The organism is Streptomyces sp. NPDC099050, assembly GCF_044759865.1.
GTDB lineage: Bacteria > Actinomycetota > Actinomycetes > Streptomycetales > Streptomycetaceae > Streptomyces.
Genome location: NZ_JBIWAE010000005.1, coordinates 322,121 through 348,856 on the forward strand (window position 1 = coordinate 322,121; position 26,736 = coordinate 348,856).

Below are 26,736 nucleotides of genomic sequence, written 5' to 3' on the forward strand. Positions count from 1 at the left end.
CCGGGCCCGGTCGGGGGCACGGTCGTCGAAGGTGTCCTCCGGGAATCCTCGCGGGATGCGCTCACCGCTCATCGCTCACCGCCGCAGCAGCACGATCACCGACCCCCACATCGTCAGCAGTACGTTGCCCAGGGCGTACGGGACCGTCGTCCCCAGGGCCGGGATCTGGCTGCGCGCGCGTTCCGTCAGGGCGCCCAGCGCGGCCGTCGTGGTCTGGGCCCCGGCCAGGGCGCCGAGCAGGATCGGGAGGGGGAGGCGCTGCACGAAGTGCCCGTAGGCGAATCCGGCCAGCAGCGGCACGGTCGTCACGGCCGCCCCCCAGAGCAGCAGCGGCCAGCCGGCTTCGCGCAGGCCCGGGACGAAGCTCGGACCGGCGTTGAGGCCGACGACCGTGACGAACACGCACAGCCCGAGCGTGCCCATCAGCCACTGCGCGGCCGACGGCAGGTTCCCGTACGTGGGGTACTTGCTGCGGATCCAGCCGAAGACCAGCCCCATCAGCAGCGCCCCGGTGGAGGTGGACAGCGACAGCGGAGCGCCGGCCGCGTGCAGCGCCGGGATGCCGAGGCAGCCGCCGAGGAAGAGCCCGAGCGCGATCCACACCATGTCCGTCGCGAAGCTGGTCGGCACCGGCTTGCCCAGCGCCGCCGCGGCCGCCTCCACCCGGCTGCGCGGCCCGGTCAGGACCAGGGTGTCGCCGCGCTCCACGGTGCTGTCGAGGCGGACCCGCAGGTCGGCGCCGGCCCGCCAGTGCCCGTCGACGAAGACGCCCGGCATGAACTCCTCGTGGCGCAAGGTGCGGATGGTGCGGCCGCTGAGGTTCCGGTCGGTGATGACCACGTGCAGGGACTCGGTGCGGTAGGCGAGCAGCTCGAAGTCGTCCGTCTCCATCCCGATGTGCGTGCGCGCGTCGTACGCGACCAGGTCGCCGCGGACCGCGCTGACGGCCAGGACGTCCCCGATCTCGACGCGGGTGTCCGCGGTGTGCTCCAGGATCTCCCCACCGCGGCGCAGCCGGGTGATGTAGAGCCGCCGTCCCGCGGCCTTTTGCTCCGCCTCGAAGTCCCCGATCGTGCGCCCGGCGAAGGCGGCCACGTCGACGGCGTAGGCGCGCAGCACGTGCTTGTAGTAGCCCTCCCCGGCGTCGGGGTCGTCCTCGGCGGCCTCCAGGTCGGCGGCGAGCACGGCGCTCTCCTCGGCGAGGTCCCGGCGCAGCAGGCGCGGCAGGATCCCGGCGAGGAGCAGCGCGGGCAGGACCGTACCGAGGGGGTACGTGACCGCGTAGGCGACGGCGATCAGATGCGACTGGTCCCGGGCCTCGGCGGCGCTGACACCGGGCAGGTGGGCGATGGCGTCGGAGCCCACGCCGATGACGGCGGACTGGGTGAGGCCGCCGCCGAGCAGACCGGCGGAGAGGCCGGGCCCGTAACCGGCGAGGGTGGCGAAGGCCCAGGCGGAGGCGAGTCCGGTGACGCAGACGATGAGGGCGAGGACGACCTGGGGGAGGCCGTCCTTGCGCAGGGCGCGGAAGAACTGCGGGCCGACGTCGTAGCCGAGGGCGAAGAGGAACATGAGGAAGAAGACGGACTTGATCGGACCGTCGATCTCGACCTTGGCCTGGGAGCCGATGACCAGTCCGGCGACGAGGCATCCGGTGACGGCGCCCAGCGCGATGGACTTGTACCGGACGCGGCCGAGCAGGAAGCCGACGGCGATGGTCAGGAAGATCAGCAGCTCGGGGTAGGGCTGGAAGATCTCCGTCCTGAGCCAGTCCATCCACGCCACCCGCACTCCCCCGCTTCCCGCCCGCTCGCCCGCCGGTGCCGCCCGCACGGCCTCCTGGGCAGGCCTCCTGGGCCGACCTGCTGGCCCGACCTCCTGGGCCGACCTCCTGGGCCGGCCGTCCCGGGAAACGTTATGTGCCGGTATGTCCGCCAGCATGTCCACGCTCGGCGAGGTACTGCTCCCAGGTGCGCCGGCCGAGCGCGTGGCCGGGGGCGGTCAGGTGACCGGCGCGCCAGGCGGCCCCGATCCCGCCGGGGATCCGGACGGGGAGGACCGGGCGGCGCTTGCCGGTGGCGCGCAGCCAGTCCCTGGCGAGGCCGGCGGCCGGGTACACGGCCGGGCCGGCGAAGTCGGGCACCCGGCCGGCCGGATCGCCGAGGGCCAGCTCGACCAGCCGGTCCGCCACTTCGCCCGCGTCGGCCGGCTGGCAGTCGGTGCCCACAGTCCCAGCCTTCCCGGCCGAAGCCACGGCCAAAGCCGCGGCCGCCGTCACCGACGTGGCCGGTGGGTCTCGAACTCCTGTGCCGTGTCCGTGGCCCCACGCTAGGCGCGGGCCTCCGGCAGGCCCCCGGCAGGCCGGTCCGTCGGCTCCGCGAGCAGGCCGAGCACCTGTCGCGGTGTCCAGTGGCCGGCCGCGCCGGGGCAGGCGGACAGGTAGTCGGCGATCTCCTGCTCCGCCCACGGTCCCGACTCCAGCAGACCGGACGCGAGGTACCGCAGGTACGCGGCGGACGGCACGATCGGCTCGACGTCCCCGACGGACCACGGGGCGGTGAACGTCAGCACGGGGATGCCTTCGACCGTCCCCGGGCAGACCAAGGTCTCGTACCGGCCGCTGCCCGACTCGTCGCGGCCTTCGCGCAGCACCCTGGAGAGGTCGAGATCCGCTCCCGGGTCCCGGTACATCTCCTGCGCGGCGATGTCCGACAGCTGGCTCACGGTCACGAGGTGGGCCCGCCCCAGCAGGCGGCCCGGCGCCGACGGGTCGTAGAAGCCCCTCCCTCCCGTCCACACCGGGGACTCGGTGGCGAAGTAGAGGCACCCGGCGAGCTGGACGGCGATCGACCGCTCCGGCGTCCGGCGGTCCCGGCAGCCGGGATGGGAGCGCGCCGCGCCGGGCGGAGTTCCGCCGGCGATGTAGGCGGCGAGCCGGTTCATGTGCATGTTGGAGCCGTACGAGGCGTACCAGACCCGGCGGTGGACGGGGGGAGCCTCGGCGCCGAGCGGGACCGCGGTGTGGACGACCATGCTGTTCCTCGCCTGTGGGAAGGGGCGCGGCATCGGTTTCGTCGGCAAACGAAGAAGAGCCCCGCTGCAAGCAGCGGGGCTCTTCGACGTATTGCCCGGTGAGAGCAATGGCGGAGGATACGAGATTCGAACTCGTGAGGGGTTGCCCCCAACACGCTTTCCAAGCGTGCGCCCTAGGCCACTAGGCGAATCCTCCGCGGCAAACAATACAAGACGTTGAGGGGTGCTCGCGAACGTGATCGCCGGGCGGGGTCGGGCCGGGGTGCGGGTCGGGATGCGGGTCGGGGTCCGGCTCGATTCCAGGGCCCTCCATCCGCTAGGGTGGGGCCAGCCCCTCACGTGGCGCTATCTCACCCAACTCCCCCAGGGCCGGAAGGCAGCAAGGGTAAGTGGGCTCTGGCGGGTGCGTGGGGGGCGCTTTGCGTTCCGGGACGGGTCGGGCCGGCCGGGCCGCTCAGCGATGGGAACAGGACCAGTGCGGTCCGCGGGTCCCGCCGCGGACCTGGCGCACCCACTGCGGACCTGGCGTCCCCGCCGCGGAACGGACGTCCCCGCCGCGGACCTGGCGGGTCTGCGGGCCACCGTTGTCGGTGGGCCCGGATAACCTCGTATACGTGTCGTCCCTTGCGCTGTACCGCCGCTACCGCCCCGAGTCGTTCGCCGAGGTCATCGGGCAGGAGCATGTCACTGACCCGCTGATGCAGGCCCTGCGCAACAACCGGGTCAATCACGCGTACCTGTTCAGCGGGCCGCGAGGCTGTGGCAAGACCACCAGCGCGCGCATCCTCGCCCGCTGTCTGAACTGTGAGCAGGGCCCCACGCCCACGCCCTGCGGCGCATGCCAGTCCTGCAAGGACCTCGCGCGCAACGGGCCGGGGTCCATCGACGTCATCGAGATCGACGCCGCCTCGCACGGTGGTGTGGACGACGCCCGTGACCTGCGCGAGAAGGCCTTCTTCGGGCCCGCCTCCAGCCGGTACAAGATCTACATCATCGACGAGGCGCACATGGTCACCCCGGCGGGCTTCAACGCCCTGCTGAAGGTGGTCGAGGAGCCGCCGGAGCACCTCAAGTTCATCTTCGCCACGACCGAGCCCGAGAAGGTCATCGGGACCATCCGGTCCCGGACCCACCACTACCCCTTCCGGCTCGTGCCCCCCGGCACCCTGCGGGACTACCTCGGCGAGGTCTGCGGCCGCGAGGGCGCCCACGTCGAGGAGGGCGTGCTGCCGCTCGTCGTGCGCGCCGGCGCCGGATCCGTCCGTGACTCCATGTCCGTCATGGACCAGCTCCTGGCCGGCGCCGCGGAGCAGGGTGTGACGTACGCCATGGCCACCTCGCTCCTCGGCTACACCGACGGGACCCTCCTGGACGCCGTCGTGGACGCGTTCGCCGCCGGGGACGGGGCCGCGGCCTTCGAGATCGTGGACCGGGTGGTGGAGGGCGGCAACGACCCGCGCCGCTTCGTCGCCGACCTGCTGGAGCGGCTGCGCGACCTGGTGATCCTGGCCGCCGTGCCCGACGCCCGGGAGAAGGGGCTCATCGACGCCCCGAACGACGTGGTCGAGCGGATGCAGGCCCAGGCCTCCGTGTTCGGGGCCGCCGAGCTGTCCCGGGCCGCCGACCTGGTCAACACGGGGCTCACGGAGATGCGCGGAGCCACCTCGCCGCGGCTGCAGCTGGAGCTGATCTGCGCCCGCGTGCTGCTGCCCGCCGCCTTCGACGACGAGCGTTCCGTGCAGGCGCGGCTCGACCGGCTGGAGCGCGGCGGTGCGGCCCAGGCCGCCGCCGCCTTCGCCGCCGCCCCCGGCCCGGCCCCCGCCATGGGCTACGTACCCGGGCCGGAGGCCCACGCCATGGCCCCCGCGACGGTACGGCCCCCCGCGCAGCCGGCTCCGGTGCACCAGGCCGCCCCGGCCCCCGTGCACCAGGCCCCCGCCCCGGTCGCGGCCCCGGTGGCTCCGCCCGAGCCGGTGGCCCCGGCCGCCGCCGCTCCCGGCGCCTGGCCCGGCGCCGCGCAGCCCGGCGGCGGCGCTCCCGGCGCCTGGCCCGGCGCCGCCACCCCGGGCGCCCCCGCGGCCCCGGCCCCGGCTTCCGCCCCGGCCCCGGCTTCCGCCCCGGCCCCGGCTTCCGCCCCGGCCCCGGCTCCCGCCGCGGCCCCGGCCGCCGCCCCCGCCGCGGGGGCCTGGCCCGGCGCGGCCACCCCCGGCGCCCCGGCCGCCCCCGCGGCTCCCCCGGCGGCTCCGGCGCAGGCCCCCCGGGCCCCCGCTCCGGCGGAGCCCGCAGCCCCGGCGCCCGGCATGGCCGCCGGCGCCGGGCAGATCCAGGCGATGTGGCCGGCCGTGCTGGACGCCGTCAAGAACCGCCGCCGCTTCACGTGGATCCTGCTGAGCCAGAACGCCCAGGTCGCCGGTTTCGACGGCACGACCCTCCAGCTCGGCTTCCCCAACGCCGGAGCCCGCGACAACTTCGCGAGCAGCGGCAGCGAGGACGTCCTCAAGGCGGTGCTGGCCGAGCAGTTCCAGGTCACCTGGAAGATCGAGGCCGTCGTCGGCGGGGGAGCCCAGCCCATGGCCCCCGTGTCCGCGTCCTCCTACGGGGCTCCGCCCGCGCCCGCCTACCACCAGCCGCCGACCCAGCAGGCACCGCAGCAGCAGCCCCAGCAGACGTACCAGCAGCAGCCGCCGCCGCCGCAGCAGCCGCAGTCCCAGCAGCCGCAGCAGTCGTACCAGCAGCACCAGTCCCAGCAGCAGCACCAGCCGCCCACCCACCAGGCGCCCCCGCCGGTCGCCCCCGAGGACGACATCGCGGAGGCCGACGACCCGGACCTGGTCGACACCGCGCTGAGCGGACACGACCTGATCGTGCGCGAGCTCGGAGCCACCGTTGTAGAGGAATATACGAACGACTAGGGGGTCCGACTTGGGTGCCCGCACGAAGGGCATCCGGGAACGCGGGCTAGTCTTCATCGCGTGAAGGTCCTCGTCATCGGCGGCGGCGCCCGCGAACATGCCCTGTGCCGCTCTCTGTCCCTCGATTCCGACGTCAACGCGCTGTACTGCGCTCCCGGCAACGCCGGCATCGCCGAGGTGGCCGAGCTCCGCCCCGTCGACCCCCTCGACGGCGAAGCCGTCGCCCGTCTCGCCACCGAGCTCCGCGCCGACCTGGTCGTCGTCGGCCCGGAGGCCCCGCTCGTCGCCGGGGTCGCCGACGCCGTGCGCGCGGTGGGCATCCCCGTCTTCGGCCCGTCCGGCGAGGCCGCGCAGCTGGAGGGTTCCAAGGCCTTCGCCAAGGACGTGATGGCCGCCGCGGGCGTCCCGACGGCCCGCAGCTACGTCTGCACCACCCCGGAAGAGGTGGACGAGGCCCTCGACGCCTTCGGCGCCCCGTACGTGGTCAAGGACGACGGCCTCGCCGCCGGCAAGGGCGTCGTGGTCACCGACGACCGGGCCGCCGCCCGCGCCCACGCGCTGGGCTGCGACCGCGTGGTCATCGAGGAGTTCCTCGACGGCCCCGAGGTCTCCCTCTTCGCCATCACCGACGGCGTCACCGTGCTGCCGCTCCAGCCCGCGCAGGACTTCAAGCGCGCGCTCGACGGGGACGCGGGTCCCAACACCGGCGGCATGGGCGCGTACTCCCCGCTCCCCTGGGCGGACCCGAAGCTCGTCGACGAGGTCATGGCCTCCGTCCTGCAGCCGACCGTGGACGAGCTGCGCCACCGCGGCACCCCCTTCTCCGGGCTGCTCTATGCGGGCCTCGCGATCACCTCGCGCGGGACGCGGGTCATCGAGTTCAACGCCCGCTTCGGCGACCCCGAGACCCAGGTGGTCCTGGCCCGGCTGCGCACCCCGCTCGCGAGCGTGCTGCTGGGCTCCGCCAACGGCACCCTGGACGCGCTGCCCCCGCTCAGCTGGCGCGAGGACGCGGCCGTCACCGTGGTCATCGCCTCCCACAACTACCCGGAGACCCCCCGCACCGGGGACCCCATCACGGGCCTGGCCGACGTGGCCGAACAGGACGCCCCGTACGCGTACGTCCTGCACGCCGGGACCCGCACCGAGGGCGACGAGGTCGTCAGCGCGGGCGGACGCGTGCTGTCGGTGACGGCGACCGGTTCCGATCTGGCGCAGGCCCGGGACAGGGCGTATAAGGCGGTAGCGCGGATCGGGCTCGACGGCTCGCAGTACCGCACGGACATCGCGGCGAAGGCGGCGGAACGCCGCTGATCAGCGGGATTCCACGGAAGCGGGCCCGGTACGCACTCGGTGCGGCCGGGCCCGCGCGCATGCTCGCGTGCGAGTGCATCCAGCCGCGTTCGAACGCACCCAGCTTTACCCAAAGCCATTCCATCGGGTGATCGTCGCCCCGTCTGCCTGACGTCCGCCCGCGCCCCAACTATGGTGCGGCGCAAGCATTCCGGCTCTCATTCCGGCACATGGCCCACCGGCATTGCGATGTCAGTGGCTGGTGTCACAGTGGGGGAGTGAGCAACGCCGCCGCATGGCAGAGGGGGTGAGGTCCGGCCGTGTCCGGAACAGGTTCGATCGCTGAAGTGGGTACGCCGTCCGCGCGTTCCCGTGCCTTGGCCGTGCTGCGTGTGCGCAGCAGGGCACTGGCCGTCGGGCTGCTGCCCGCCGCCGTGGCCGTGGTGCTGGTGAGCGCCCGCATGACGGGCCGGCTCGCCGGTGACCCCTGGCCGACCGTGATCCTGGCCGTGTGCGCCGTCGCCGCGTTCGTCCTGCTCGTCGGCGGGATCTTCGCCGCCGTCGTGCTGCGGGCCGGCCCCGCCATGACCCCGACCGTGCCGCTGTCGGAGTCCGCCGCCCCCGATCTCTACCGGCTCGTGCGGGACCTGGCGGACCGGATGGACGTTCCCGCGCCCTCCGCCATAGCCCTGACCCCCGACTGCGACAGCTGGCTGGAGGACCGCACGCACCCGGCGCACCGCCGGGCCCGCGGCCGCACGCTCATATCGGGCGGGGCCGCCGGAGCGGGCGGCCCGGAGTGCGAGCCCGGCGCCGCCCCGGTGCTGGTGATCGGCTCGCCGTTCCTGTGGTGGATGAGGGTCGCCGAGCTCCGCGCCGTCCTCGCGCCCGTCGTCGCCGGTACGGGACCCTCCGGGCACCCGGACATAGCCGACGCGCGCGGATTCGTACGGGGCCTGGACGCCGCGGTGGACGTGGGCGGCCGGCGCTTCCTCGGCTGGATCGCCGCCTCCGCCCGGCTGCTGCTGCGGCTGTGCAGGGTGGACGCCGCCGAGATGGAGCGCGGGGTCGCCGCCGCCGCCTCGGACCGTGCACAGGGTGTGGACTACGCCCTGCGGATCGTCGCCCAGGAGCAGGTCGGGCTGGCGTACGCCGGCTGGGACCGGCTGCTGACCCGCGTCGCGCTCCCCGCCTGGCGGATGGGCCGCTGGCCCGCGCACCTGGACGCGGGTGTCGTCTCCGCGCTGACCGAGCTGTCCCGCCGCGACCGGCTGGCCGACGGGTTCACCTCCCGCCTGGGCGAGCGCCCGGCGTGCGATCTGCTGGACCAGCCGGGTGCGGTGGACGAGGCCGCCTCGCTGCTGGCCGCGCGGCTGTTCCACGGAGGTCCCGCCGAGGCCGGTCCGGACTGGTCGCCGGTGGACTGGGCGGCTTATCCGGAGGAGGTCGTCGACCGCAAGTGGCGCACGGAGGCGGCCCGTCTGCTGGCCGCCCTGGACGCGCTGTCCGCTGCGCCGGGCCCCGCCGCCTCCACGGTGGAGCGGGTGCTGATCCACCTCGCCGAAGCCGATGCCGACGCCCTGGCGGGCCGGCTGAGCGGTGACCTGGCGCGGGAGGCCGTACCCGCCCTGGCGGCCGCCGCCGCCGCGGGACGCGGGGCCGACGCGCTGCCGCTGTTCCCGCTGGAGGCCCCGCGCAGCGGGCGTGACCTGCTGGCGGACCACGTCGTGGCGCTGGTGTGCTGCGCCGCGGTCGACTCCGCGGGAGGCGAGCCCGGGCTGGACTGGCTGGACGGGCCGGTCCTGCTGGTCGCCGGGGTGCGGCGGGCCGATCTCGCCGGACCCGTGCTCTCGCTCGTGGAGGACCGGGACCCCGGCCCGCTCCGGGACTGGCTCGCGGAGGTCGGCGTACGCCCCGAGAAGCCGGTCCGCCTGGTCTAGGCCGGAGACGGGCCCGGCCCTCCGGCCCCGCAGGCCCCGCGGGCCCCGCCGGCCCCTCTGGTCCCGGGGCCGGGCCCCGCCGGGATCCCCTTTGAAATTTTCGCGACGAACGGTGACGGACTGCGTGCGTTATGTGATGTGCTGGGGACCGGTCGCGGCGTTCGGGGGAGCGAGGGAGGGGAGCAGCGGTATGGGTGCGGAGCAGATCAGGCGTTGGGAGTCGGGTGCGCTCGCGCACGCGGTGACCGATCCCTTCGGCCAGGGCCCCCTGCCGTGGTTCCGGGGGAGCGAGCTCTACTACGACGACAACGGCCAGGTCGTGCCCTGGTACGTGGACCCGGCCGTGGCCGCCGGGCCGGGCCAGCAGATCCCCCGTGCCCGTGGCGCGGGCGGCCCCCGCACCGCCGACGACGTGCACCGGCAGATCAAGGGGTTCGCCTCCACCGGAGCCGTCGCGCCCGGTGAGGCCATCGACTTCCACATCACCGTGGACCCGCCCCAGCAGTTCTCCGTGGACGTCTACCGCATCGGGCACTACGGCGGCGACGGCGCCTCCAAGATCACCACCAGCCCCCGGCTCTCCGGCATCGTCCAGCCCGCACCCCTGGCCGCCGACCGCACCGTCTCCTGCCACCACTGGTGGCTGTCCTGGCGGCTCCAGGTCCCCTCGTACTGGAGCGTCGGCGCCTACGTGGCGGTCCTGACGACCGCCGACGGATACCGCTCGCACATCCCCTTCACGGTGCGCGACGACCACCCGGCCGATCTGCTGCTCCTGCTGCCCGACATCACCTGGCAGGCGTACAACCTCTACCCGGAGGACGGCAGAACGGGCGCGAGCCTCTACCACGCCTGGGACGAGGAGGGCCGGCTGCTCGGCGAGCGCGACGCCGCCATCACCGTCTCCTTCGACCGCCCCTACGCGGGCGCGGGCCTGCCCCTGCACGTGGGCCACGCCTACGACTTCATCCGCTGGGCCGAGCGCTACGGCTACGACCTCGCCTATGCCGACGCCCGCGATCTGCACGCCGGCCGCGTCGACCCCACCCGTTACCGCGGGCTGGTCTTCCCCGGCCACGACGAGTACTGGTCCGGCCCCATGCGCCGCACCGTCGAGCGCGCCCGCGACCACGGGACCTCGCTCGTCTTCCTCTCCGCCAACACCATGTACTGGCAGGTCGAGCTCTCCCCCTCGCCCTCCGGAGTCGACGACCGGCTCCTCACCTGCCGAAAACGCCGCGGCCCGGGCCGCCCCAGCCTCTGGCGCGAGGTGGACCGCCCGGAGCAGCAGCTGCTCGGCATCCAGTACGCGGGACGGGTCCCCGAGCCCGCGCCGCTCATCGTGCGCAACGCCACGCACTGGCTCTGGGACTCCACCGGAGCCGTCGAGAACGACGAACTCCCCGGCCTGGTCGCGGGCGAGGCCGACCGGTACTTCCCGCGCACCCAGCTCCCCGAGCACCAGAGCCGGATCCTGCTCGCGCACTCCCCGTACGAGGACGGCGACGGCCACCGCCGCCACCAGGAGACCTCGCTCTACCGGGCCCCCAGCGGCGCGCTCGTCTTCGCCTCCGGAACCTTCGCCTGGTCCCCGGCCCTCGACCGCCCCGGGCACGTGGACGAGCGGGTGCAGCGGGCCACCGCCAACCTCCTCGACCGCATCTGCAAGAGGGACTGACCGCCGGACCCGCCGGACCGGCGGACCCGTTGTCCAGGGTCGTGGCCGGGTGCGGGAGAATGGGCCGCGCGCTCGTACAGAACCACAGGGAGACTCCGTGCCCGGATTCGTCGAAAAGCCCGAGCCGGTCCAGGTGCCCGGCCTCGTCCACCTCCACACCGGCAAGGTCCGCGACCTCTACCGCGACGAGGACGGCAACCTCGTGATGGTCGCCAGCGACCGCATCTCCGCGGCCGACTGGGTGCTGCCCACGGAGATCCCGGACAAGGGCCGGATCCTGACCCAGCTCTCCCTGTGGTGGTTCGACCAGCTCGCGGACCTCGTCCCCCACCACGTCATCAGCACCGAGCTGCCCGCCGGCGCCCCCGCCGACTGGGCCGGCCGCGCGCTGGTCTGCCGGAACCTCGAGATGGTCCCCGTGGAGTGCGTGGCCCGCGGCTACCTGACCGGCTCGGGCCTCGCCGAGTACGAGAAGACCCGTACGGTCTGCGGACTGGGCCTGCCCGAGGGCCTGGTCGACGGCTCCGAGCTGCCCGGCCCGATCTTCACCCCGGCCGCCAAGGCCGAGGTCGGCGAGCACGACGAGAACGTCTCCTACGAGGAGGTCGCCCGCACCCAGGGCGCCGAGACGGCCGCCCTGCTGCGCCAGACCACCCTCGCCGTCTACGGCCGGGCCCGGGACATCGCCCGCGACCGCGGGATCATCCTGGCGGACACCAAGTTCGAGTTCGGCTTCGACCAGGACGGCAACCTGGTCGCCGCCGACGAGGTGCTGACCCCGGACTCCTCCCGCTTCTGGCCGGCCGACCTGTGGGAGCCGGGCCACAGCCAGCCGTCCTTCGACAAGCAGTACGTCCGCGACTGGCTGTCCTCCCCCGCCTCCGGCTGGGACTCCAAGGGCGAACTCCCGCCGCCCGCCCTCCCGCAGGAGATCGTGGAGCAGACCCGCTCCCGCTACGTCGAGGCGTACGAGCGCCTCACCGGCCAGACCTGGGCCTGAGCCCACACACGGCGGAGAACGGCGAAGGGGCCCCGGAAACGGGCCCCTTCCCCGGGGCGGCGCCCCCGGGAACGAAAGAAGCCCCGGTCCGAGGACCGGGGCTTCTTCACTGCTGAGCGGACAACGCGACTCGAACGCGCGACATCCACCTTGGCAAGGTGGTGCTCTACCAACTGAGCTATGTCCGCAGGTGCGCCGTAGCGCGAGAACCACTATACCCAACCCCGGGCCCGTGCGAGACGCACCGCGGTGTGCCGGTTCTCGGCCCCCAGCTTGGTGGCCGCCGAGGACAGGTAGTTCCTTACCGTCCCGGGGGACAGCGAGGCCCGCTCCGCGATCTCCGCGATCGGCGCCCCGTCCCCGGCCAGTTCCAGCACCTCGGCCTCGCGGGCGGTCAGCGGGGAGTCGCCCGCGCTGATCGCGTCGGCCGCCAACTCCGGGTCCACGTAGCGGCCTCCGGCGTGCACGGTCCGGATCAGCTCGGCCAGCCGCTGCGCCGAGACGGTCTTCGGCGCGAAGGCCCGTACGCCCGCGGCCAGGGCCCGCTTCAGGTGCCCGGGCCGGCCGTGGCTGGTCACGATCATGGTCTTGCAGTGGGGGAGTTCGGCCCGCAGGGATGTGGCCACGCTCACACCGTCGGCCCCCGGCATCTGCAGGTCCAGCACCGCCACGTCCGGCCGGTGGGCCCGCGCCATCGCGAGCGCCTCCGGCCCCGAGGCGGCCTCGGCGACGACCAGCAGGTCGTCCTCCAGTCCCAGCAGCGCGGCGAGCGCGCCCCGGATCAGGTGCTCGTCGTCGGCCAGCAGTACGCGTACGGGGGTCATGCCCGCGCCTCCAGTTCTCGGATCGGACCGGCCGCCGGGCCGGGGATCCGCGCCCGCAGCCGGAACCGGCCGCCGTCCACCGGGCCGGCCTCCAGCGTGCCGTCCAGCACCGCGAGCCGTTCCCGCAGGCCCGCGAGCCCCGAGCCCGGCGGCCCGGCCGGGGCCTTGGGGACCCCGTCGTTCTCCACCACCAGCGTGAGCGCGCCCGAGGGGCCCGCCGTCAGCCGGATCACGCAGCTGCGGGCGTCGCCGTGCCGCAGTACGTTCGTCGTCGCCTCGCGCACCACCCAGCCGAGCGCCGACTGGGCCTCGGCGGGCAGCTCGCGGCCCTGTTCGTACTCGACCAGGCAGTCCATCCCGGCCGCGTGCAGGACCCCGCGGGCGCCCTCCAGCTCCACCGCGAGGTTCGCCTCGCGGTAGCCGCGGACCACGTCGCGGACCTCCTTCTGGGACTCCCGGGCGATCCGCTGCACCTCGATCATCTGGTCGACGGCCTCGGGGCGTTCGCGCCGCGCGAGCTGCACGGCCAGCTCGCTCTTGAGGGCGATCACCGCCAGATTGCGGCCCATCACGTCGTGCAGGTCCCGGCCGAACCGCAGCCGTTCCTCGGCCACCGCGAGCTGCGCCTGGACCTCGCGGGCCCGGTCCAGCTCGTAGACGGTGTCGAGCAGCCAGCCGGAGAACCCGCAGGCGAAGCAGAGGAAGGCGCTGCTCAGCAGCACCCCGACGGCCATCCCGGCGGACCCGCCCGGCGAGATGCCGAAGGCGAGGGACGCCAGGCCGACGAAGGCGGCCGTGGCCGGAGCCACGTAGCGCATCTGCCGGACCTCGCGCATGCACAGGACGAGCGCGCCGCTGGCGAAGCAGGTCGTACCGGCGATGAGGGTCGGCGCCACCCCCTCGTCGCCCGTGAGGCCTGCCGCGCGCAGACCGAGGACGCCCAGGGTGACGGCGGCGGTGAGGCCGGCGACGGTGACCGCGAGCCGCACCGGCTGCTCGCGCCGGCCCAGGATCCAGTCGAGCGCCCGGGAGGAGAGGAAGCCGATGACGAGGGAGTGCGCGCACACCGTCAGGAAGACCGCGACCGTGACCAGGGCGGGGACCTTCCCGGCCGTCGCCCCCAGCGCGGCCAGCCCGATGGAGACGATCTCGATGACCACGAAGAAGTGGAACGACCAGCGCGTGTACAGCTCGACCTTCTCCGCGCTGCTGCGGTTCTTCCACCAGCCGCTCAGTTTCATGGCCCCAGTCTCGCGGCCGGAGGGCCGCGGGATCCATGACACCTGTCATGGATCCCGGGGCTCCGATAACCGGGCGCACGACAAAGGCCCCGGTCGATGACCGGGGCCTTCATTCGCTGAGCGGACGACGCGACTCGAACGCGCGACATCCACCTTGGCAAGGTGGTGCTCTACCAACTGAGCTACGTCCGCATGCTTCCCACGACAAAACTGCCGTGCGATGCGTGCATCACTCTACCTGATCCACAACCGTGGTCGGTAAAGCGAGCAGAGCGGGTGACAGGGATCGCACACTGCGCCTTCCTCCTGGAAGGAGGATGTTCTGCTACTGAACTACACCCGCACGACTTCGGGGTCTGACCTGCGGCCTCGCCCCTTGGCGTGATCCACACACTAGCGGATCGGTGGGGGTGGATGGCAAATCGGCTCTCAGTGAGCCGCGTTGTACTCCTCGTAGACCTTCTTGGGGATCCGCCCGCGCGGCGGGACGTCGAGCTGGTTGGAGCGGGCCCAGGCCCGGACGACCGCGGGGTCGGGGGCGATGGAGGTGTGCTTGAAGGTCTTGCCGGAGCGGGCCTGCCGGCGGCCGGCGGCCACGAAGGGGGCGAGGCTCTTCCGCAGTTTCTTTGCGTTGGCCACATTGAGGTCGATCTCGTACGACTTACCGTCCAGCCCGAAGACGACCGTTTCCGATGCATCTCCGCCATCGATGTCGTCGGAGATCGTGACTACTACGCGCTGCGCCACGGATATCGGTCCCTTCGCGCGACGCCGCTCCCGCAGACGTGCGCGGACGGAGCGGTGATGTCGCCTGTGTGGATGTATCGGAAGAATGCATCTTTCTGGCGTCACCGTGCGCCGGAAAATACCGGTGCGACGGCGGATTCCTTTGTACCCCGATTCTCATTGCATTGCGAAGCCCAGTTAATTATCTCCGCGTGTCCCGCCGCAATCCCGGGCGCGTGGTTTTCCGGCGGATTTTGCGAAGCGTTGGTGAAGCCGAAACCGCGTGGAGGATCATACAAGAGAGATATCTACCCGCGTAGAAATTTCCTCCAGGTACGCTGAGGGAACCGCCTTCGCACCAACCACCTCATCGGGAGTGCCAGTGGCACGCGTCGTAGTCGACGTCATGCTCAAGCCGGAGATCCTCGACCCCCAGGGCCAGGCGGTGCAGCGTGCACTGCCGCGCCTGGGCTTCGAAGGGATCGCCGACGTTCGCCAGGGGAAGCGCTTCGAACTGGAGGTGGAGGGACCGGTCGACCAGGCCGCCCTCGACCGCATCCACAAGATGGCCGAAACCTTCCTCGCCAACACCGTCATCGAAGACTTCACCGTGAAGGTCGAGGCCTGACGGTGACCACTCGCATCGGAGTCGTCACGTTCCCCGGAACGCTCGACGACCGTGACTCGCTGCGCGCCGTGCGCCTCGCCGGAGCCGAGCCCGTATCGCTCTGGCACCGCGACAAGGACCTCCACCAGGTCGACGCGGTCGTCCTCGCGGGCGGCTTCTCCTACGGGGACTACCTGCGCGCCGGAGCCATCTCCCGCTTCTCGCCGGTGATGGAGAGCATCATCGAGCAGGCCAGGGGCGGCATGCCCGTCCTCGGCATCTGCAACGGCTTCCAGATCCTCACCGAGGCCCACCTGCTGCCGGGGGCGATGCTCCGCAACAACCACCTGCACTTCATCTGCCGAGACCAGAAGCTGCGGGTGGAGAACGCGGAGACGGCCTGGACCGGCGACTACACCGCCGGCGAGGAGATCTCCGTACCGCTCAAGAACATGGACGGCCGCTACGTGGCCGACGAGCGGGTGCTGGACGAACTGGAGGCCGAAGGCCGCGTGGCCTTCCGGTACCTCAACGTCAACCCCAACGGCTCGCTGCGCGACATCGCCGGCATCACCAACGCCGCGGGCAACGTCGTCGGCCTCATGCCGCACCCCGAGCACGCGGTCGAGCCGCTGATCGGGACGGGCCGCACCGACGGCCTCCCGTTCTTCACCTCGGTCCTGAAGAAGCTGGTCAGCGCATGAGCCTCGACACCGTCAAGAACGCCACCGAGACCCCGGACGCCTCCCAGCCGTGGAAGGAACTCGGCCTCAAGGAGGACGAGTACGCCCGGATCCGCGAGATCCTGGAGCGCCGTCCCACCGGCGCCGAGCTCGCCATGTACTCCGTCATGTGGTCCGAGCACTGCTCGTACAAGAGCAGCAAGGTCCACCTGAAGCAGTTCGGCGAGAAGGTCCCGCAGAACGACGCCATGCTCGTCGGCATCGGCGAGAACGCCGGAGTCGTCGACGTCGGCCAGGGGTACGCGGTCACCTTCAAGGTCGAGTCGCACAACCACCCGTCGTACATCGAGCCCTACCAGGGCGCGGCCACCGGCATCGGCGGCATCGTCCGCGACATCCTCGCGATGGGCGCCCGCCCGATCGCCGTCGTCGACCCGCTCCGCTTCGGTGCGGCCGACCACCCCGACACCAAGCGGGTTCTGCCGGGCGTCGTCGCGGGCATCGGCGGCTACGGCAACTGCCTCGGCCTGCCGAACATCGGCGGCGAGGTCGTCTTCGACGCCTGCTACCAGGGCAACCCCCTCGTGAACGCCGGCTGCATCGGTGTCATGAAGCACGAGGACATCCACCTCGCCAAGGCCTCCGGCCCGGGCAACAAGGTCATCCTCTACGGTGCCCGCACCGGCGGCGACGGCATCGGCGGCGTCTCGGTCCTCGCGTCCGAGACCTTCGACGACACCAAGCCCACCAAGCGCCCCGCGGTCCAGGTCGGCGACCCCTTCCAGGAGAAGCTCCTCATCGAGTGCACCCTGGAGATCTTCAAGGAGAAGCTGGTCGCGGGCATCCAGGACCTCGGCGGCGCCGGGCTCTCCTGCGCCACGAGCGAGCTGGCCTCCGCCGGCACCGGCGGCATGCGCGTGGACCTCGACACCGTCCCGCTGCGCGACGCGACGCTCTCGCCCGAGGAAATCCTCATGAGCGAGTCGCAGGAGCGTATGTGCGCGATCGTCGAACCGCAGTACGTGGACCGCTTCATGGAGATCTGCGAGAAGTGGGACGTCATCGCCACCGTCATCGGTGAGGTGACCGACGGCGACCACCTGGAGATCTTCTGGCACGGCGAGCTCATCGTGGACGTGCCCCCGGGCACCGTCGCGCACGAGGGCCCGACCTACCACCGGCCGTACGCCCGCCCCTCCTGGCAGGACGCGCTCCAGGCCGACGACGCGGGCAAGCTGCCCCGCCCGCAGACCTCCGAGGAGCTCCGCGCGCAGGTCCTGGCCCTGGTCTCGTCGCCGAACCAGGCCTCGAAGTCCTGGATCACCGACCAGTACGACCGGTTCGTCCAGGGCAACACGGTGCTCTCGCAGCCCGAGGACGCCGGCATGGTCCGCATCGACGAGGAGACCAACCTCGGCGTGGCCATGTCCACGGACGGCAACGGCCGCTACGCCAAGCTCGACCCCTACACGGGTGCGCAGCTCGCGCTGGCGGAGTCCTACCGCAACGTGGCCGCGACCGGCGCCAAGCCCCTCGCGATCTCCGACTGCCTGAACTTCGGCTCCCCCGAGGACCCGGACGTCATGTGGCAGTTCGCCGAGGCCACCCGCGGTCTCGCGGACGGCTGCCTGGAGCTGGGCACCCCGGTGACCGGCGGCAACGTCTCCCTCTACAACCAGACCGGCGACATCGCCATCCACCCGACCCCGGTCGTGGCGGTCCTCGGCGTGATCGACGACGTCAACCGCCGTACGCCGATGGCGTTCGCGGAGGCCGGCCAGCTGCTGTACCTGCTCGGCGACACCGCCGAGGAGTTCGGCGGCTCCGCCTGGTCCGAGGTGGTCCACCAGCACCTCGGCGGCATGCCGCCCAAGGTGGACCTGGGCCGCGAGAAGCTCCTCGCGGAGATCCTGATCTCGGCCTCGCGCGACGGCATGATCGACGCCGCGCACGACCTGTCCGACGGCGGCCTGATCCAGGCGCTCACCGAGTCCTGCCTCAAGGGCGGCAACGGTGCGCGGATCGTGGTGCCCGAGGCGCTGGACGCCTTCACCTTCCTGTTCTCCGAGTCCGCGGGCCGGGCCATCGTGGCCGTCCCGCGCAGCGAGGAACTCCGCTTCACCGACATGTGCGGTGCGCGGGGCCTGCCGGCGACCCGGATCGGTGTGGTCGACGGCGAGGAGATCGAGATCCAGGGCGAGTTCACGCTCCCCCTGACCGAGCTCCGCACCGCCCACGAGGGGACGATCCCGGCGCTTCTCGCCTGATCCCGCGGGTTTTTCCGAGCCCCCTTCCGGTTCCCGGACGGGGGCTCGGCCGAACCGGCGCGCGCGGCGGCGTAAGGTCGGCCCCATGCCGCCCGCGAAGAAGAAGCCGCGCACCTACGACCACGCCAGGACCCGTACGGCCGTCCTCGCGCAGTTCGGGCATGTACGGGACGCCGTACGGGAGTTGGACGCCGAGCGGCTCGCGCTGCCCAGCGGGGTCGGGGACTGGTCCGTCGCCGAACTGGCCGCGCACATCGCGTGGATCGCCGACTCGCTGGCCGGCGGCCTGGCCCGGCCGCCCGCCGCCGTCGCCGGACTCTCCGCCGCCGAATGGCCGTTCGCGACGGCCTCGCTCGGCGGGAAGATCGCCGAAGCCGCCAAGGAGACCCTGGAGGGGGCCCCGCTCGCCGAGCTCTACGACCGGGCCGGCGCCAGGCTCGCCGAGGCGCTCGACGCGAACCCCGGCGGCCGCGTGCTGGACCTGTGGATCGGGGCCATGACCCTGGCCGACTTCCTGGTCACCCGCACCGTCGAGCTCGTCGTCCACACCGACGACCTGCGCCGGGCCACCGGACTGGACATCCCCGTGGACCGCCAGGCCCTGGCCGCCTGCACCCGGCTGCTCGCGGACGCCCTCGCGCTCAAGGCTCCGGGCGGGGCGGTGGAGTTCCGCGTCCCGCCGTTCGCGGTGGTGCAGTGCGTCGAGGGGCCCCGGCACACCCGCGGCACCCCGCCGAACGTGGTGGAGACCGACCCGCTGACCTGGATCAGGCTCGCCACCGGCCGTACGGGCTGGGCCGAGGCCTTGGACGGGGCCCAGGTCAGGGCCAGTGGCGAGCGCGCCGATCTCTCGGGACTGCTCCCCCTGATGAGCTGATCCAGCTGATGAGCTGATCCCCCCCGATGAGCTGATCCGGCTGATGAGCTGATCCGGGAACCGGTTCGCGGCCGGCCGCGTCCCACCGGCATGCGTACGCTGCCGCTCGTCCCCGTCGCCCTGGCCGCCGTCCTCGCACTGTCCGCCACCGCCACCGCCTGCGGTGACGGCGGCGCCGAGCCGGGGACGCAACCCGCCCGCGGGTTCTCCGGATCCTGGTCGGTCGAGAGCCTGACCGTCGACGGCGCGGTGCTGCGCGCTCCCGCTGCCGCCCGGCTGTCCGTGGAGCGCGGCAAGGGCTACGAGGCCGAAGCCACCGGCAACTACGGCTGCAACGGCTTCACCGCCGCGGTGGTCTTCGACTCGGCGGCCACCATGACCGTGTCGCCCGGCGCCCACACGGACATGGCCTGCGCCGACCTGCCGTTCGAGACGGCCTTCGCCAAGCTCTTCCGGGGCTCGCTGACCGTGGAACAGGGCCAGGAGACGATCACGTTGAAGACCTCCGACGGGAGCACGATCGCCCTGAACTCCAAGCCTCCGGCCCCCGCGGCCCCGCTCGTCGCCACGCAGTGGACCGTGGATTCCCTGATCAAGGGGGACACGGCCTCCTCGGTCCCGGCCGGCGCCGAGGGCCGGGCCCGCTTCACCGTGGGCGCGGACGGGACGGTGAGCGGCAACCTCGGCTGCAACCGCTTCAACGCGAGCGCCGCCGTCGAGGGCAACCGGCTCACCGTCGGCCCCCTCACCAGCACCCGGATGGCCTGCGAGGGCGGACCCGGAGAGGTCGAGCGGGCGCTCACCGAACTGTTCGGCGGCGGCCCGCTCGACTGGAAGACCCAGGGCGACGCCCTCACCCTCACCGCGACCCGTTCGGGCACCGCCATCACCGCGAAGGCGGCCTCGGCCGTCGAGTGATCCCGGCCTCAGACGTGCGCGGTCCCGCCGTCCTCCACAGGCTGTGGAGGACGGCGTGGCAGCGACAGGGAAGGGGCCACGGGCGGTGATCAGCCCGGGTACGGCAGCAGCCCCGCGTCGGTCTTCTCCCAGGCCGCCCGCAGTTCCGCCAGCCGGGCCGGCTCCAGCGCCGCCTTGTCGGCCTGCTCGCGGATGTCCCCGGCGAGGTTGAAGAGCTGGTCGCGGCCCGCCTTGCCGCGGTAGTACTTCCAGTCGCCGCGGCGCAGCGCCCGCTCCCCGCGCACCCGCCAGAAGAGGTTCCGCTCGGCGACCTTCTCGCCGCGCAGCAGGTACCCGGCGAGGCTGACCCCGTCCAGCGGGTACGCCGGGTTCGCGCGGGCGCCCGCCAGCTCCAGCAGGGTGGCCGTCCAGTCCGGGGTGAAGACCGGCACGTGGCTGACCTGGCCGCCGTCGAGCCGGGCGGGCCAGCGCACGATGTTCGGGACGCGGATGCCGCCCTCCTGGAGGGAGGACTTGTTGCCCGCGAGCGGCCAGTTGTGGGAGAAGCGCTCGCCGCCGTTGTCGCTGGAGAAGAAGACCAGGGTGTCCTCCTCCTGCCCGGAGCGCTTCAGCGCCTTCAGCACCTCGCCGATGGAGCGGTCGAGGTCCTCCACCATCTGCTTGTACTTCTCGATGGACCCGCCGTCCTCGTGCCACAGGGCCCGCCGGCCGCCGGCCTTGATCCGGCGGGTGACCTCGGCGCTCGCCTCGGTGTCCCCGTCGGCGATCCACGGCCAGTGCGGGGTGGTGAAGTTGAGGTTCAGCAGCCACGGCTCGTTCCCGTGGTCGCGGGAGACGTACTCGCTCGCCCGCTCGGTCAGGATCCGCGTGTAGTAGCGCAGGTCCTTGTACTCGGCGTCGCCCTCGTAGAGGTCGTACGAGCCGTCGCCGCCCAGCTTGGAGTAGTACTCCAGCGCCCCGCCGAAGTTGCCGAAGAACTCGTCCCAGCCCGACTTGGTCGGGCTGTAGTCGGGCAGGAAGCCGCAGTGCCACTTGCCTATGAGCGCGGTCGCGTACCCGGTGCCGCGCAGCAGCGAGCCCAGCGTCGGGTGGGTCGGCTCCAGGCCCGCCGTCTTGTCGGCGATGGGCTCGGCGAGCCCGCCCTTGGCGCGGCCCGGGTAGCGGCCGGTGTACAGGCTGAAGCGGGTCGGGGAGCAGGTCGCGGAGCCCGAGTAGGCGTCGGTGAAGCGGACGCCTTGGCGGGCGAGGCGGTCCAGGTTCGGGGTCTTGATGTGCGGGGAGCCGTAGGAGGACAGGTCGGCCCAGCCGAGGTCGTCCCCGAGGATGAACAGGATGTTCGGGCGGCGGGAGCGGCGGCCCCGCTCGGCGCGGAACTCCCTTTCCTCCGGGCCCGCGTGCTGCGCTTCGGCGGCGGGCGCCGCGTGGGCCGGGGCGGCGGCGCCCAGCCCCACCGCCGCGGCGGCCGCGGTCGCGCCGACCGCGCCGCCGAAGGCGCGCCGGGACAGGTTGGGTTCGTTCGAGGTCACGGGTACTCCAGAGCAGGGCCCGACCGCCCTCCGGCGGGCCCTGCTCCGGGCAGCGCGGGACGGCGCAGGGCACGGCGGAGCGGACGCGAACGGAAAGCGGCGGGGAAAGGAGGAAAAAGGAAAGAGAAAAGCGCCGTGTGACTACGCGGAACAGCGACAGATGGCGCTGGCGACACGGACGAGGTCCACGTGTCGGCGCGCGACGAGGGTGACGGTGCGGTCACCGAGAGGCTGCATGAGCCGGAGCTTGTACGAAACGACAGGCGACTGTCAACCAGGGCAATCCGGATATTGAGACGGCCGGGCTCCGAACAGGTTTCGTCACCCTGCGTGCTGTGACATTTCCCGGGCATCCCCAATTCGGACCAGTGGTCGATCTCGCCTACACTTGGGGGCGTGCCTCGTGGTGATGGACGACTCAACCACGACCTGCTCCCCGGCGAAAAGGGCCCCCAGGACGCTTGCGGCGTCTTCGGTGTCTGGGCTCCGGGTGAAGAGGTCGCCAAGCTCACCTACTTCGGACTGTATGCATTGCAGCACCGCGGACAAGAGTCCGCGGGCATCGCTGTGAGCAACGGTTCCCAGATCCTCGTCTTCAAGGACATGGGACTCGTTTCCCAAGTCTTCGACGAAACCTCTCTCGGCTCGCTCCAGGGTCATATCGCGGTCGGTCACGCCCGCTACTCGACCACTGGTGCCTCCGTCTGGGAGAACGCTCAGCCGACCTTCCGCGCGACCGCCCACGGCTCCATTGCCCTGGGTCACAACGGCAACCTGGTGAACACCGCCGAGTTGGCCGAGATGGTCGCCGACCTCCCCCGTCAGGACGGCCGTGCCACCCAGGTGGCGGCCACCAACGACACCGACCTGGTCACCGCCCTGCTGGCCGGCCAGACGGACGACGACGGCAAGCCCCTGACCATCGAGGAGTCGGCCACCAAGGTCCTCCCGAAGGTGAAGGGCGCCTTCTCGCTCGTCTTCATGGACGAGGGAACGCTCTACACCGCCCGCGACCCGCAGGGCATCCGCCCGCTGGTCCTCGGCCGCCTGGAGCGCGGCTGGGTGGTGGCGAGCGAGACCGCCGCCCTCGACATCTGCGGCGCCAGCTTCGTCCGCGAGGTCGAGCCGGGCGAGCTCATCGCGATCGACGAGAACGGCCTTCGGACCTCTCGCTTCGCGGAAGCAAAGCCCAAGGGCTGTGTCTTCGAGTACGTCTACCTGGCGCGCCCGGACACCGACATCGCCGGCCGGAACGTCTACCTCTCGCGCGTCGAGATGGGCCGGCGCCTGGCCAAGGAAGCCCCGGCCGACGCCGACCTGGTGATATCGACGCCGGAATCGGGCACGCCCGCCGCCGTCGGCTACGCCGAGGCCAGCGGGATCCCGTACGGGGTCGGCCTGGTCAAGAACGCCTACGTGGGCCGGACCTTCATCCAGCCCTCGCAGACGATCCGCCAGCTCGGCATCCGCCTCAAGCTCAACCCCCTCAAGGAAGTCATCCGGGGCAAGCGCCTGGTGGTCGTCGACGACTCGATCGTCCGCGGCAACACCCAGCGCGCCCTGGTCAAGATGCTCCGCGAGGCCGGCGCGGCCGAGGTCCACATCCGGATCTCCTCGCCGCCGGTGAAGTGGCCGTGCTTCTTCGGCATCGACTTCGCCACCCGGGCCGAGCTGATCGCCAACGGCATGACGGTCGACGAGATCGCCACGTCGCTGGGCGCGGACTCGCTCTCGTACATCTCGCTCGACTCGATGATCGAGGCGACGACCATCCAGAAGCCCAACCTCTGCCGGGCCTGCTTCGACGGCGTGTACCCCATGGAGCTGCCCGACCCGCAGCTCCTGGGCAAGCAGCTCCTGGAGACGGAGCTGGCCGGCGGCACCGACGCCGCCGACGCCCTCCGGCGCCCGTAGGACACGAGGCGGCATCACGGTCCGCGGGCTCGCCCGAGCCCGCGGACCGGGCCCCTGACTCCCCCCCCCACATCCTGCTCAACCTGCGCGGGGCCTTCCTTTCAGGCTTTTCCAGGGCCCCGCACCACACGCAGCAACGACACGAAAGCTCTCTCCTGTCATGACAGAGAAGACCACCGGTGCCAGCTACGCAGCCGCGGGCGTGGACATCGACGCGGGAGACCGCGCCGTCGAGCTGATGAAGGAGTGGGTGAAGAAGACGCAGCGCCCCGAGGTCCTGGGCGGCCTCGGCGGTTTCGCCGGCCTCTTCGACGCCTCCGCCCTCAAGCGCTACGAGCGCCCCCTGCTCGCCTCGGCCACCGACGGGGTCGGCACCAAGGTGGACATCGCCCGCCGCATGGGCGTGTACGACACCATCGGTCACGACCTCGTGGCGATGGTCATGGACGACATCGTCGTCTGCGGCGCCGAACCGCTCTTCATGACCGATTACATCTGCGTCGGCAAGGTGCATCCCGAGCGTGTCGCGGCCATCGTCAAGGGCATCGCCGAGGGCTGTGTCCTGGCCGGCTGCGCCCTGGTCGGCGGCGAGACCGCCGAACACCCCGGCCTGCTGGGCCCGGACGACTTCGACGTGGCGGGCGCGGGCACCGGCGTCGTCGAGTACGACCGGCTGCTGGGCGCGGACCGCATCCGTACGGGCGACGCCGTCATCGCGATGGCGTCCTCCGGTCTTCACTCGAACGGGTACTCACTGGTCCGCCACGTCCTCTTCGACCGGGCCGGAATGTCCCTGGAGGGCCACGTCGAGGAGCTCGGCCGGACCCTCGGCGAGGAGCTGCTGGAGCCCACCAAGATCTACTCGCTGGACTGCATGGCCCTCACCCGCGCGGCCGACGTGCACGCGTACTCCCACATCACGGGCGGCGGCCTCGCGGCCAACCTCGCCCGGGTGATCCCGGACCACCTGCACGCCACGGTCGACCGCTCGACCTGGACCCCGGGCGCGATCTTCGACCTGGTCGGCAAGGCCGGTCAGGTGGAGCGCCTGGAGCTGGAGAAGACCCTGAACATGGGCGTCGGCATGATGGCCGTGGTCCCGCAGGAGTCGGTGGACGTGGCTCTGACCGCCCTGTCCGACCGGGGCGTCGAGGCCTGGGTCGCGGGTGCCATCGAGGATCGGCGCAGCCTGGACCGCGGCGACCACGCCGAGGGCGCGACGATGACCGGCGACTACGCGGTCTGACCGGCTCGGGGAGCCGGCCACCACCGGCTCCCACCAATCCCCACCTGTGCGAACAGCACGGAAACCCGGCCCGGGGCGATGCCCTGGACCGGGTTTCCGTGCATGTGAAGCTGTGTGCCGCTGCTGAGGATCAGCGCACCGCGAGTTCGACGCCGATGGGCGCGTCAAGCACCGCGACGGTAGACGGACGGACCGGACTCTTCGTCCTCGTCCTCGTCATCGCTGTTGTAGCGCTCCGCGTACTTGGCGTACGGGTCGTCCTCGTCATCATCATCAAGCTCGTCATCGACGACCGGCTCGCTGACAGGCAGCGGTTCCGTGTGCGATGCGCCCAGCTCATTGGCCAGACGCGACAAGTCAGTCCCGCCGCTGCTGTACTTCAGCTGGCGGGCGACCTTCGTCTGCTTGGCCTTTGCCCGGCCGCGCCCCATGGCTCGACCCCCTCGGTGACGGGGCTCGACGGCCCCAGAGTCTGACACGCGTTCATGGTTCGGAGCGGGCTCTCCGTGGAGAGACCGTCCGTAGGGGTTTAACGGTACCTGCTTCCGCGGCCATACGGTACGCCGCCCGCATGACGCGCCCCGGTGCAGTACCAGCAAGGCGCCCCGTCCTCGCTGGTCAGCTGCGATTTTAGCCGTTTCCTGACGAGCGACCCGCCGAAGCGCAGTGAGTTCCGTCTCGCTGCGCCCCGGCGGGCCGCCCAGAAGCCCCCACAAGGGCCTCGTGAGGGTCGGGAGGGTCAGACGGCGGGTGCCGCGCCGCGGGCGTCCGCCATCCGCTGCTCGGCGATGCGGTCGGCCGCCGCGGCCGGCGGAATCCCGTCCGCCTTCGCACGTGCGAAGATCTCCAGCGTGGTGTCGAAGATCTTCGTGGCCTTGGCCTTGCAGCGGTCGAAGTCGAAGCCGCGCAGCTCGTCGGCGACCTGGATGACCCCGCCCGCGTTGACCACGTAGTCCGGCGCGTAGAGGATCCCGCGGTCCGCGAGGTCCTTCTCCACACCCGGGTGCGCCAGCTGGTTGTTCGCGGCGCCGCACACCACCTTCGCGGTCAGGACCGGCACGGAGGTGTCGTTCAGGGCCCCGCCGAGCGCACAGGGGGCGTAGATGTCCAGGCCCTCCACGCGGATCAGCGCCTCGGTGTCGGCGACGGCGGTCACCTTGCCCGGGTGCTTGTCGAGGATCCGCTGCACGGACTCGGCGCGGACGTCCGTGATGACGACCTCGGCGCCGTCCTCCAGCAGGTGCTCGACCAGGTGGTGGCCGACCTTGCCGACGCCCGCGACGCCGACCTTGCGGCCGCGCAGGGTCGGGTCGCCCCACAGGTGCTGGGCGCTGGCGCGCATGCCCTGGAAGACGCCGAAGGCGGTGAGGACCGAGGAGTCGCCGGCGCCGCCGTTCTCGGGGGAGCGGCCGGTCGCCCAGCGGGTCTCGCGGGCCACGACGTCCATGTCGGCCACGTAGGTGCCGACGTCGCAGGCGGTCACGTAACGGCCGCCCAGGGACTCCACGAACCGGCCGTAGGCCAGCAGCAGTTCCTCGGACTTCAGACCGCCCTCTTCCCTGCGGGCCGGGTCGCCGATGATGACGGCCTTGCCGCCGCCGAGGTCGAGCCCGGCGAGCGCGTTCTTGTAGGACATGCCGCGCGCGAGGTTCAGCGCGTCGAGGACGGCCTCCTCGTCCGAGGCGTACGCGTGGAACCGCGTACCGCCGAGGGCGGGGCCCAGGGCGGTGGAGTGGATCGCGATGACGGCCTTCAGGCCGGAGGCTCGGTCCTGGCACAGCACGACTTGCTCGTGGCCGCCCTGTTCGCTGCGGAACAGGGTGTGCAGGACGCCGTCGGTCATTTCGGTCACGGTGGTGACTCCCATGGAAGAGATGCGGCGGGAAAGACGCCCGCCCTGCGGGTGGGGGAGGGCGTGCTGGGAGCAGCGTAAGACCTCCGGAGCCGCGCGCCCCTCCCGGTCCGCAGATCGGGACACTCAGGGGTTGCAGAAGGGTGGGAGAAGGGTGGGAGAAGGGTGGGGGGAAGGGTTTGCGAAGGGGTGGAGGGGG

At 72.2% G+C, this 26,736-nt stretch carries 22 protein-coding genes, 4 tRNA genes and 1 other RNA gene; 13 read left to right on the forward strand and 14 right to left on the reverse strand.

Going from position 1 to position 26,736, the window contains the following annotated elements:
• Nucleotides 1-75: 75 nt before the first annotated feature.
• The 4 genes from ACIQV3_RS11770 to ACIQV3_RS11785 all read right to left on the reverse strand — a co-directional run bounded on the left by ACIQV3_RS11770 (nucleotide 76) and on the right by ACIQV3_RS11785 (nucleotide 3,229).
• Nucleotides 76-1,776: an aspartate:alanine exchanger family transporter gene (locus ACIQV3_RS11770; RefSeq protein WP_403712184.1), complete on the reverse strand. Its 1,701-nt coding sequence runs from the start codon at nucleotides 1,774-1,776 to the stop codon at nucleotides 76-78.
• A 139-nt stretch (nucleotides 1,777-1,915) separates the two neighbouring features.
• The gene (locus tag ACIQV3_RS11775) at nucleotides 1,916-2,227 is read right to left on the reverse strand and encodes a hypothetical protein (protein ID WP_403712186.1); all 312 of its coding nucleotides are present in this window, start codon (nucleotides 2,225-2,227) and stop codon (nucleotides 1,916-1,918) included.
• A gap of 101 nt (nucleotides 2,228-2,328) precedes the next feature.
• A complete protein-coding gene (locus tag ACIQV3_RS11780; protein WP_403712188.1) occupies nucleotides 2,329-3,033 on the reverse strand; it encodes a histone deacetylase in 705 nt (234 codons plus the stop codon).
• 108 nt (nucleotides 3,034-3,141) lie between these two features.
• Nucleotides 3,142-3,229 (reverse strand) — tRNA-Ser (locus tag ACIQV3_RS11785).
• Nucleotides 3,230-3,359: 130 nt separating this feature from the next.
• Between ACIQV3_RS11785 and ffs the strand changes: the two genes are divergently transcribed.
• The 6 genes from ffs to ACIQV3_RS11815 all read left to right on the forward strand — a co-directional run bounded on the left by ffs (nucleotide 3,360) and on the right by ACIQV3_RS11815 (nucleotide 11,856).
• Nucleotides 3,360-3,458: signal recognition particle sRNA small type (gene ffs, locus ACIQV3_RS11790), an RNA gene on the forward strand.
• Nucleotides 3,459-3,647: 189 nt separating this feature from the next.
• Entirely contained in the window at nucleotides 3,648-5,945 is a 2,298-nt protein-coding gene (locus ACIQV3_RS11795; RefSeq protein WP_403712190.1) for a DNA polymerase III subunit gamma and tau, read from the forward strand.
• Nucleotides 5,946-6,005: 60 nt separating this feature from the next.
• On the forward strand, nucleotides 6,006-7,259 hold the full coding sequence (gene purD / locus ACIQV3_RS11800) for a phosphoribosylamine--glycine ligase (RefSeq protein WP_403712192.1): 1,254 nt from the start codon (nucleotides 6,006-6,008) through the stop codon (nucleotides 7,257-7,259).
• A 299-nt stretch (nucleotides 7,260-7,558) separates the two neighbouring features.
• Nucleotides 7,559-9,178 (forward strand): hypothetical protein, encoded by a 1,620-nt coding sequence (locus ACIQV3_RS11805; RefSeq protein WP_403712194.1) that lies wholly within the window; start codon nucleotides 7,559-7,561, stop codon nucleotides 9,176-9,178.
• A gap of 190 nt (nucleotides 9,179-9,368) precedes the next feature.
• Complete coding sequence (locus ACIQV3_RS11810) at nucleotides 9,369-10,856, forward strand: N,N-dimethylformamidase beta subunit family domain-containing protein (RefSeq protein WP_403712196.1); 1,488 nt, start codon at nucleotides 9,369-9,371, stop codon at nucleotides 10,854-10,856.
• Between the two features lie 97 nt (nucleotides 10,857-10,953).
• On the forward strand, nucleotides 10,954-11,856 hold the full coding sequence (locus tag ACIQV3_RS11815) for a phosphoribosylaminoimidazolesuccinocarboxamide synthase (RefSeq protein WP_403712198.1): 903 nt from the start codon (nucleotides 10,954-10,956) through the stop codon (nucleotides 11,854-11,856).
• A gap of 115 nt (nucleotides 11,857-11,971) precedes the next feature.
• Here the strand turns inward: ACIQV3_RS11815 and ACIQV3_RS11820 are convergent.
• The 6 genes from ACIQV3_RS11820 to ACIQV3_RS11845 all read right to left on the reverse strand — a co-directional run bounded on the left by ACIQV3_RS11820 (nucleotide 11,972) and on the right by ACIQV3_RS11845 (nucleotide 14,668).
• A tRNA-Gly gene (locus tag ACIQV3_RS11820) sits at nucleotides 11,972-12,044 on the reverse strand.
• Nucleotides 12,045-12,068: 24 nt separating this feature from the next.
• On the reverse strand, nucleotides 12,069-12,680 hold the full coding sequence (locus ACIQV3_RS11825) for a response regulator (protein ID WP_403712200.1): 612 nt from the start codon (nucleotides 12,678-12,680) through the stop codon (nucleotides 12,069-12,071).
• Nucleotides 12,677-13,921, reverse strand: coding sequence for a sensor histidine kinase (locus tag ACIQV3_RS11830; protein WP_403712202.1), 1,245 nt, complete (start codon nucleotides 13,919-13,921; stop codon nucleotides 12,677-12,679). The genes ACIQV3_RS11825 and ACIQV3_RS11830 overlap by 4 nt, the downstream gene beginning before the upstream one ends.
• Before the next feature lie 119 nt (nucleotides 13,922-14,040).
• Nucleotides 14,041-14,113: transfer RNA gene (locus ACIQV3_RS11835), tRNA-Gly, on the reverse strand.
• A gap of 79 nt (nucleotides 14,114-14,192) precedes the next feature.
• Nucleotides 14,193-14,264: transfer RNA gene (locus tag ACIQV3_RS11840), tRNA-Gly, on the reverse strand.
• Between the two features lie 86 nt (nucleotides 14,265-14,350).
• Nucleotides 14,351-14,668, reverse strand: a complete 318-nt coding sequence (locus ACIQV3_RS11845; protein WP_266879001.1) for an Lsr2 family protein — start codon at nucleotides 14,666-14,668, stop codon at nucleotides 14,351-14,353.
• Nucleotides 14,669-15,023: 355 nt separating this feature from the next.
• Between ACIQV3_RS11845 and purS the strand changes: the two genes are divergently transcribed.
• The 5 genes from purS to ACIQV3_RS11870 all read left to right on the forward strand — a co-directional run bounded on the left by purS (nucleotide 15,024) and on the right by ACIQV3_RS11870 (nucleotide 19,999).
• The gene (purS, locus tag ACIQV3_RS11850; RefSeq protein WP_008740952.1) at nucleotides 15,024-15,275 is read left to right on the forward strand and encodes a phosphoribosylformylglycinamidine synthase subunit PurS; all 252 of its coding nucleotides are present in this window, start codon (nucleotides 15,024-15,026) and stop codon (nucleotides 15,273-15,275) included.
• 2 nt (nucleotides 15,276-15,277) lie between these two features.
• Nucleotides 15,278-15,958, forward strand: coding sequence for a phosphoribosylformylglycinamidine synthase subunit PurQ (gene purQ / locus ACIQV3_RS11855; RefSeq protein WP_403712205.1), 681 nt, complete (start codon nucleotides 15,278-15,280; stop codon nucleotides 15,956-15,958).
• Nucleotides 15,955-18,204, forward strand: a complete 2,250-nt coding sequence (gene purL, locus ACIQV3_RS11860; RefSeq protein WP_403712207.1) for a phosphoribosylformylglycinamidine synthase subunit PurL — start codon at nucleotides 15,955-15,957, stop codon at nucleotides 18,202-18,204. Before purQ ends, purL begins: the two co-directional genes overlap by 4 nt.
• Nucleotides 18,205-18,289: 85 nt before the next feature.
• Nucleotides 18,290-19,081, forward strand: coding sequence for a sterol carrier family protein (locus tag ACIQV3_RS11865; RefSeq protein ID WP_403712209.1), 792 nt, complete (start codon nucleotides 18,290-18,292; stop codon nucleotides 19,079-19,081).
• 90 nt (nucleotides 19,082-19,171) lie between these two features.
• The gene (locus ACIQV3_RS11870; RefSeq protein WP_403712211.1) at nucleotides 19,172-19,999 is read left to right on the forward strand and encodes an META domain-containing protein; all 828 of its coding nucleotides are present in this window, start codon (nucleotides 19,172-19,174) and stop codon (nucleotides 19,997-19,999) included.
• 89 nt (nucleotides 20,000-20,088) lie between these two features.
• Here the strand turns inward: ACIQV3_RS11870 and ACIQV3_RS11875 are convergent, their stop codons facing one another.
• Both ACIQV3_RS11875 and ACIQV3_RS11880 read right to left on the reverse strand, forming a co-directional pair.
• A complete protein-coding gene (locus ACIQV3_RS11875; RefSeq protein ID WP_403712213.1) occupies nucleotides 20,089-21,525 on the reverse strand; it encodes a sulfatase-like hydrolase/transferase in 1,437 nt (478 codons plus the stop codon).
• Between the two features lie 141 nt (nucleotides 21,526-21,666).
• Entirely contained in the window at nucleotides 21,667-21,762 is a 96-nt protein-coding gene (locus ACIQV3_RS11880) for a putative leader peptide (protein WP_323187867.1), read from the reverse strand.
• A 159-nt stretch (nucleotides 21,763-21,921) separates the two neighbouring features.
• On the opposite strand from ACIQV3_RS11880, the gene purF reads away from it, so the two are divergent.
• On the forward strand, nucleotides 21,922-23,439 hold the full coding sequence (purF, locus tag ACIQV3_RS11885) for an amidophosphoribosyltransferase (protein ID WP_243341158.1): 1,518 nt from the start codon (nucleotides 21,922-21,924) through the stop codon (nucleotides 23,437-23,439).
• Between the two features lie 160 nt (nucleotides 23,440-23,599).
• On the forward strand, nucleotides 23,600-24,685 hold the full coding sequence (purM, locus tag ACIQV3_RS11890; RefSeq protein ID WP_403712215.1) for a phosphoribosylformylglycinamidine cyclo-ligase: 1,086 nt from the start codon (nucleotides 23,600-23,602) through the stop codon (nucleotides 24,683-24,685).
• A gap of 164 nt (nucleotides 24,686-24,849) precedes the next feature.
• Here purM and ACIQV3_RS11895 read toward each other — a convergent pair whose 3' ends face one another.
• Both ACIQV3_RS11895 and ACIQV3_RS11900 read right to left on the reverse strand, forming a co-directional pair.
• Nucleotides 24,850-25,116 carry a DUF3073 domain-containing protein gene (locus tag ACIQV3_RS11895; protein ID WP_243341155.1) on the reverse strand — a complete coding sequence of 89 codons (267 nt, stop codon included), beginning with the start codon at nucleotides 25,114-25,116 and terminating at the stop codon, nucleotides 24,850-24,852.
• A 308-nt stretch (nucleotides 25,117-25,424) separates the two neighbouring features.
• Nucleotides 25,425-26,552, reverse strand: a complete 1,128-nt coding sequence (locus tag ACIQV3_RS11900) for a Leu/Phe/Val dehydrogenase (RefSeq protein ID WP_403712217.1) — start codon at nucleotides 26,550-26,552, stop codon at nucleotides 25,425-25,427.
• Nucleotides 26,553-26,736: the final 184 nt, after the last annotated feature.